This is a genomic window from Cohaesibacter sp. CAU 1516 (assembly GCF_005771485.1).
Lineage (GTDB): Bacteria > Pseudomonadota > Alphaproteobacteria > Rhizobiales > Cohaesibacteraceae > Cohaesibacter > Cohaesibacter intestini.
On the sequence record NZ_VANT01000022.1, the window covers coordinates 1 to 6,811 of the forward strand.

General features: G+C 45.6%; 5 protein-coding genes and 1 pseudogene. All 6 read left to right on the forward strand.

From position 1 onward, the window contains the following. Positions 1-532 (forward strand): transposase (locus FDK21_RS20240; protein WP_138150679.1); only part of this gene is annotated, 532 nt, incomplete at its 5' end. 576 nt (positions 533-1,108) lie between these two features. Next, positions 1,109-2,236, forward strand: a complete 1,128-nt coding sequence (gene pseG / locus FDK21_RS20245) for a UDP-2,4-diacetamido-2,4,6-trideoxy-beta-L-altropyranose hydrolase (RefSeq protein WP_138150680.1) — start codon at positions 1,109-1,111, stop codon at positions 2,234-2,236. Next, positions 2,236-4,443, forward strand: coding sequence for an HAD-IIIC family phosphatase (locus FDK21_RS20250; protein ID WP_138150681.1), 2,208 nt, complete (start codon positions 2,236-2,238; stop codon positions 4,441-4,443). Before pseG ends, FDK21_RS20250 begins: the two co-directional genes overlap by 1 nt. Before the next feature lie 73 nt (positions 4,444-4,516). Beyond that, positions 4,517-5,266, forward strand: coding sequence for a VOC family protein (locus FDK21_RS20255; RefSeq protein WP_138150682.1), 750 nt, complete (start codon positions 4,517-4,519; stop codon positions 5,264-5,266). 2 nt (positions 5,267-5,268) lie between these two features. Next, entirely contained in the window at positions 5,269-6,315 is a 1,047-nt protein-coding gene (pseI, locus tag FDK21_RS20260; protein ID WP_138150683.1) for a pseudaminic acid synthase, read from the forward strand. Positions 6,316-6,422: 107 nt separating this feature from the next. Continuing rightward, positions 6,423-6,611: pseudogene (locus tag FDK21_RS20265) on the forward strand (transposase); the annotation flags it as partial. Positions 6,612-6,811: the final 200 nt, after the last annotated feature.

A 6,811-nucleotide genomic window follows, 5' to 3' on the forward strand; every position in this document is an offset into this window, starting at 1 on the left:
AGATACCAATGCCCGCTGGACACTGAAGGTTGGCGGAAAAGTGCGCTATCGGCCAGACGGAACGCCGTTACCTCAGATTGCCCTTCCAGTATTTGGCTACAAGAGCCATATCAGCATTGATCGTAAATTCGGTTTCATAAGAGGCAGCACGGTTACGTCGGCTGCTGATGCTGACGGGCGTCAGTTGAGACATGTCTTGCGCAAGGACAACACTGCTTCCTATGTCTGGGCAGATAGCGCCTATCGTTCTCAAAGCAATGAGAAATGGCTGGCCAACAACATGCTGATAAGCCAAATCCATCGACGCAAGCCTTCTGGTAAGCCCATGCCGAAGGCAACATCGCGTGCCAATGCGAAGAAGTCCTCAATCCGGGCACGTGTCGAGCATGTCTTTGCTCATCAGAAGAACCGTTATGGTTTGTTCATCAGAACAATCGGACTTGCTCGGGCTGAAACGAAACTGGTGCTCGCCAATCTCGCCTACAATTTTGACCGCTTGATCTTCCATGAACGGAGAAGCTCCATGGCATGAGTCTGCCTGAAGGGACAGAAAACAGACCAAATATCGCAAGAACTACGCAATCAGCGCTGCAACAGCCGTGGACGTCTGTCTCAACGAAATTCCATCGGTCAAATTAAGCAGTTTTTGCGGGCCTCCATGTGACACACTGGTTATGTACATACAACAATGAAGGATTGATCATGGGAACCGGAGGCATTTCGACTGCCCAGAAACTTAAATTGGAGGCGCAAATTCTACAATCAAACCACACTGAAATGGGAAACCGCAAGAACCTCACATGGTGTACCACTCAAGATGAAATCACGCGAACGAGCATAAGCCCACACAAGAACGAAACGGAATCAAAGTTAAGATATCCGTTGATCGATTATGACATCGGAGGGGTTGCGGATGACCCGCCAACTATTTTCCGGAGTGCAAGTAGAAGTAAATTTGCATATTAATCTACTATTATCTGACATGAGGTAGATGGATTGAGAGTAAAATAGATAGTTAATTTTGATGGATCTGCTCAAATCAATGAAATGGTTCGTTATTAATCCACGTTTTCCAAAATATATTGAAGCTAACGATTGAGTATGAAATATGCTGACTGATCGAAAAAAGGACGCGCATATAGTCTTTCGCGTTGACGCATCGTTGGAAATTGGCACTGGACATGTTGTGCGCTGTATGGTTCTGGCACGCAAGTTGCGCTCGTGTGGAGTTGATTGTCATTTTGTATGCAAAAATCTTCCGGGAAATATAGCAGACTCGATCATTGATAACGGCTTTACCTGTCGTCTAATCGAGCCAGTTTCCGATGTTTTCTCAGAGATTGATGAGTTAGCAGATTTGCCGCCCCATGCAGCTTGGTTACACGGCTCACAAGGTCAAGACGCCTATTCTTTCTTGGAGGCCATTAAAGATCGCTACCCTGACTGGATCATTGTTGACCATTATGGATTGGATTACCGCTGGGAAATGCTGGTGCGCTCCTCGTGCGGGAACATAATGGTAATTGATGACCTCGCGGATCGAAAACACGATTGCAACATTCTGTTAGATCAGAATTTCTTCTCAGAAAGCGAAGAGCGCTATTCGGGGCTAGTACCTAGTGAATCACGCTTGATGGTGGGGCCGAGATTTGCTCTTTTGACCGAGAGCTTCGAGGCCTCACATTCTCGACTGCTGCCTTATGCAGAACGTTTTGAAAAAGGACATATAGTAGTGTTCTTCGGAGGGGTTGATCTCATCAATCAAACCACCGTTGCCTGTCGAACTCTTTTAAAGAATTTTATGCACCCCTATAAGGTTGACGTGATTGTGGGTAGAAAAAACCCGCATATTCATGAGATAGAAGCAACTATTGGAAATGCAGAGCATATTGATCTGCACGTTCAAGTCCGGAATATGGAACATTTTCTAGAGCGTGCCTTCCTGTACGTTGGAGCAATTGGCACTACGACTTGGGAACGTTGTGCATGTCATTTACCAGGACTTGTCTGCAGCGTAGCTGGAAATCAAAAAAAAGTGGCCGTTGCAGTCCGAGACTACGGGTCTCATATCTATCTCGGTCATTATACAGATATGTCACCCGAAATATTCGAACGTGAATTAGTGCACCTACTGCCTGATTTTAATCGGCTGAGAACCCTATCTGAGCGTTCATCTGAATTGGTTGATGCTCAAGGGTGCTCTCGTGTTGCGAAACAATTACTGGGATTGATCTAATGGGACATTTTGAAGCTAGGCTAGCGACAGATGACGATAAGCTGCGCGTATTGGAATGGCGCAATCATCGAGATGTTCGCGCTATGATGCTCTCAACACATGTAATTACTGAAAGCGAACATTTCGCTTGGTGGGAGAACAACAGGTCCCGAGATGATCGTAGCATTCATATCGTCGAGGAAGATTCGAATCCAGTTGGGGTTGTTACAGTTTATGGTTACAAGGGTGAAGGAAAAAGCGCATGGTGGGGCTTTTATCTTGATAATGCCACGGTTACTGACCCATCCCAGCGTGTCAGTATCCTGATGTGGATCGAGGAATTTATCCTCGATTATAGTCGAAATGCACTCAAGGTCGAGGCGCTTTTTTGCGAAAGCAAAGCGGAAAACTCAATCGTATTGGCTATGCATGAACGGTTTGGCTTTACTCGCATGAATAGTGCTCCGGACGGGAGCAGTCAGACTGACGCCGACGTTGTATTTATGCAGCACTTGTTTCCGGAAAATCGGATAAATGACTTGAAAAAAATATACTTTTTCGGTTCTTACAATACAGAGTTTCTATGCGCTGCTTGTGATGAGCTTCTACAGGCATATCCACGTCTCGAATATCAGACCGTATCGCTAGATTTCGGCCAGTATGCAATATCGTTGCGTGACCCGAACTTCGAGTGCTTTCATGTTTCCAATGCTGTGCAGGTATTCTCGGAGCGGATTGAAGACTTTCTGCCTGTAGGGCGGCAGCTGACGAGCAATAGTGACTTTGAAGCGGCCAGAAAGCAGTTTGCGCACTATCTCGGGTTGATCGACTATGTTCGAAAATCAGCGAAAGAACCTCAGATTTTTGTTTTCGATTTCCGACCACATCAACAGACGCCTTCCAGCGGTGGTCAATTGGGATTAGGTTCAGCAGCCCTTGATGAACTGGCAGCAGAGTTTAATGCAAAACTTCTAGAATTCTGCAGGGAACGAATGATAACGGTCCTGCCTTATGCTGAGTTGTTAACAAACAATGGGATAGAGAACTCCTTTGGAAATAAATATTGGTATTTGGCCAGAAATCCATTTTCATTAGAGTTTACCAATCGCATCGCCTCCAAGCTTGTGGGGCTTATGTTAGCCAGAAAAGCTCTAACTGCTCGTGTCCTTGTTCTGGATCTAGACAACACATTGTGGGGAGGTGTCATCGGTGATGACGGGATAAAAGGTATCCAGCTGGGAGGAGATTTCCCAGGGAACGTTTATCAGGATCTGCAAAGTCTGTTCAAGATCTACAGCTCAAATGGCTTACTGCTATGCGTGTGCAGCAAGAATACAGAAGCTGTCGCAATGGAGGCCATCGCGGATCACCCCAATATGGTTTTGCGGCCGAAAGACTTTATAATTCGCAAGATCAATTGGAATCCTAAACCAAAGAATATTGCTGAAATTGCTAAGGAATTGAACATTGGGCTTGCGTCTATATGCTTTATTGACGATAACCCGGTTGAACGCGCAGATGTGAAACAAAATTTTCCTGAGGTGTATGTTCCTGATCTCCCTTTGGACCCGACCCTTTGGTATGATTTTGTCATGAATTTGCCAGAGTTGACCCTTTATGAGGTCTCTGATAGTGACCGCAGGCGCGTTGATCTTTATAAGTCTCAAGTCAAAATTAATGCGGAGTTGGCTGAAGTCAAAGACAAAGTAGACTATTTGCGGGAGTTGGAGATTGGGGTCAGACTGGAGTACCTTGATGAAAACAACTTCCAACGCAGTCAACAACTGATTCAGAAAACCAATCAGTTCAATACCACTACCATTCGTTACTCTGCTAAGGATCTGTCGAATTTCATGTCCCGCAACGACCGATTTGTTGTGCATGTAAAGTCGATGGACAAGTATTCCAAGGAATGGGAAGGGATCGCAGTTCTGGTTATGAGCCAAGATGAGACTTCATGGACAATAGACAATTTTGTTATGTCGTGCCGGGTTATGGGGCGCAACATTGAAAATGCAATCCTACAGTCTTTGGCCAAATCTGCGCGAACACTCGGAAAGGAGCATCTGTTTGGGGCCTTTGTAGCGAGCGAGAGAAATGCACCTGTTGAAAAACTGTTTGAGGACAATGGCTTTCAACTTTATCCGGATAAAGATATCTGGCATCGTTCGTTGAAATATTTCAAAGAACAAGACTTCGGTGTTTCGGTCGAGGACAATCTGCAATAAGCTCGTTAAAGACAGTTGTGTATCATCCGCCTTAGTTTTCGTGAATTTTTAGCAATTTAAGTTGAGGTTTAGTATGTTTGAGGGGCTTGGAATTCTATATTTGGATCACTTTGCGGTTGTAACTGGTGATTTAAGTAGAACTTTGCAAGACTATCTTAGTCTGCCTGGATGCCGGCTCTGGCGCGGACCAGGAGAAAACGATGCTCAAGATGTACGCTTTGCTTTCGTGGAGTTGAGGGGTCAAGGCACTATTGAGATCTTGGCTCCGCTTTCTAAGCGAAGCCCAATTTTGAACTATTTGAGCAAAGGGGGGGGGGCATATCATCTTTGTTTTGCAGTTCATAATCTCGATGAAGCCGTGAACGCCGCCGTAGAACGCTACAATGCTCGCTTAGTTGTTCCACCACGTACCGACAATGCATATCATGGTCGCCGCGTGGCCTTTCTATTCCATCTGGATCATGGGTTATTCGAGCTCGTTGAAGCCTTTCCGCCCGGCTCAGTCATTGGAAATAAGAAAAAAATTGACCAGAGTGCAACTTTGCCATCTAACAGCGCTCTGCCAAAACGGCCACCAGCGAAAGCTGATGACGCGCTTCGAGCGAGTTTGTTGATGGTTTTTAACAAAACAATGAACACCACATATACCATAGATCAAGACGTCACTATGGAGACGTGCAACTCTTGGGACTCCCTAAAGCATCTCATGTTGATAATGGCAGTCGAACAAGAATTCAGTCTGCGAATCGACGCTAGCATGATCGAAAAACTCAAGAGTCTCTCCTCCATTTCAAATTATCTCACTGAAGTTTTGGGAGAGTAAGTATGAAACAGATTAATATCGATCAGACGTTGATTGGTGACGGCCACTCCCCTTATATCATTGCCGAAATGTCCGGTAATCACAACGGGGATATTAAGCGAGCAATTGCGCTTATACACGCTGCCAAAGAGGCTGGTGCAAACGCGGTGAAGCTTCAAACCTACCGAGCTGATACTATCACCATCAACCACGACGGGCCTGAATTCTATATCGATGACGGTTTGTGGAAGGGTAACTATCTCTATCAACTTTATGAACAAGCTCATACTCCATGGGAATGGCATGAGTGTATGTTCGAAGAGGCGAAAAGAATTGGCATCACAATTTTCAGTTCTCCCTTTGATTTTACGGCAGTGGATTTTCTGGACGAGTTGGGGGCTCCTGCCTTCAAGATTGCTTCTTTTGAGCTGATCGATCTTCCGCTTATACGCAAGACCGCCGAGAAAATGAAACCGATTATTTTGTCTACAGGCAATGCTTCACTGGCAGAAATTGAGGAAGCCGTACAAACGGTGCGAAATACCGGCAATAATGATTTGGTTTTGTTGCATTGTACTAGCGGCTATCCGACACCCGCACGTGAAGCCAACTTGTCCAGTATAAAATGCCTCGCAGACAACTTTGATTGTCTGGCAGGCCTCTCAGATCACACAATGGGTTTTGGTGTATCTGTAGCATCAGTAGCGTTAGGTGCGAGTGTTATTGAGAAACACTTTACGTTAGCGCGTTCTGATGGTGGGCCAGATAGTGAATTTTCCCTCGAAAAGGGAGAATTAAGTCAGTTGGTGGCAGAATGCAAAAATGCATTTGATGCAATTGGAAAACCAAATTTCATCAGTACACAATCCGAAGCGCAAACCAAACCTCATCGACGCTCACTCTATGTCGTCAAGGATATCGCAAAAGGTGAGTGTTTTACCGAGGAAAACATTCGCTCGATTCGCCCAGGAAAAGGACTGAGACCTCGATACTACTATGAGGTTCTTGGCTGTGTTGCTAAGCAAGATATCACGCGTGGAACGGCGTTGAGTTGGGATTTGATTGGGTGACCGAATTGCCAATAGTCATATGTAGAAGTTCAGACTTGATCTGACAGTTGAATTGCCCCTAGAATTGAAGACCCCTTGTCCCCTAAAAATGAGGCAAGGAGACTACGATGCCCAATTCCCATTTCACTGAAGAATTCAAGATTGAAGCAGTCAAGCAGATCACCGAGCGAGGGTACTCCGTTGCAGAGGTGTCGGAGCGGATTGGTGTCAGCAGCCATTCGCTTTATGCGTGGAAGAAGCGATATGGCAAGCCCAACACAGAAATCAAGGCGACCGATGCGCAAACCGACGAGATTATACCAACGAGCAGAATTCAGAACCGATGTGCCCATTCTCGTAACCCGATGGACATAATGATCCACGGCTGATCGACTAGGCCGTAAACTCATAAAAGTTGTTTGATTTTAGCGGAGATTGTGATTCAACGGTTCCAGACTAGGGAGCCTTGTATGACACGCCGCCGTTATGAACTGACCGACTTCGAATGGTCCATTAT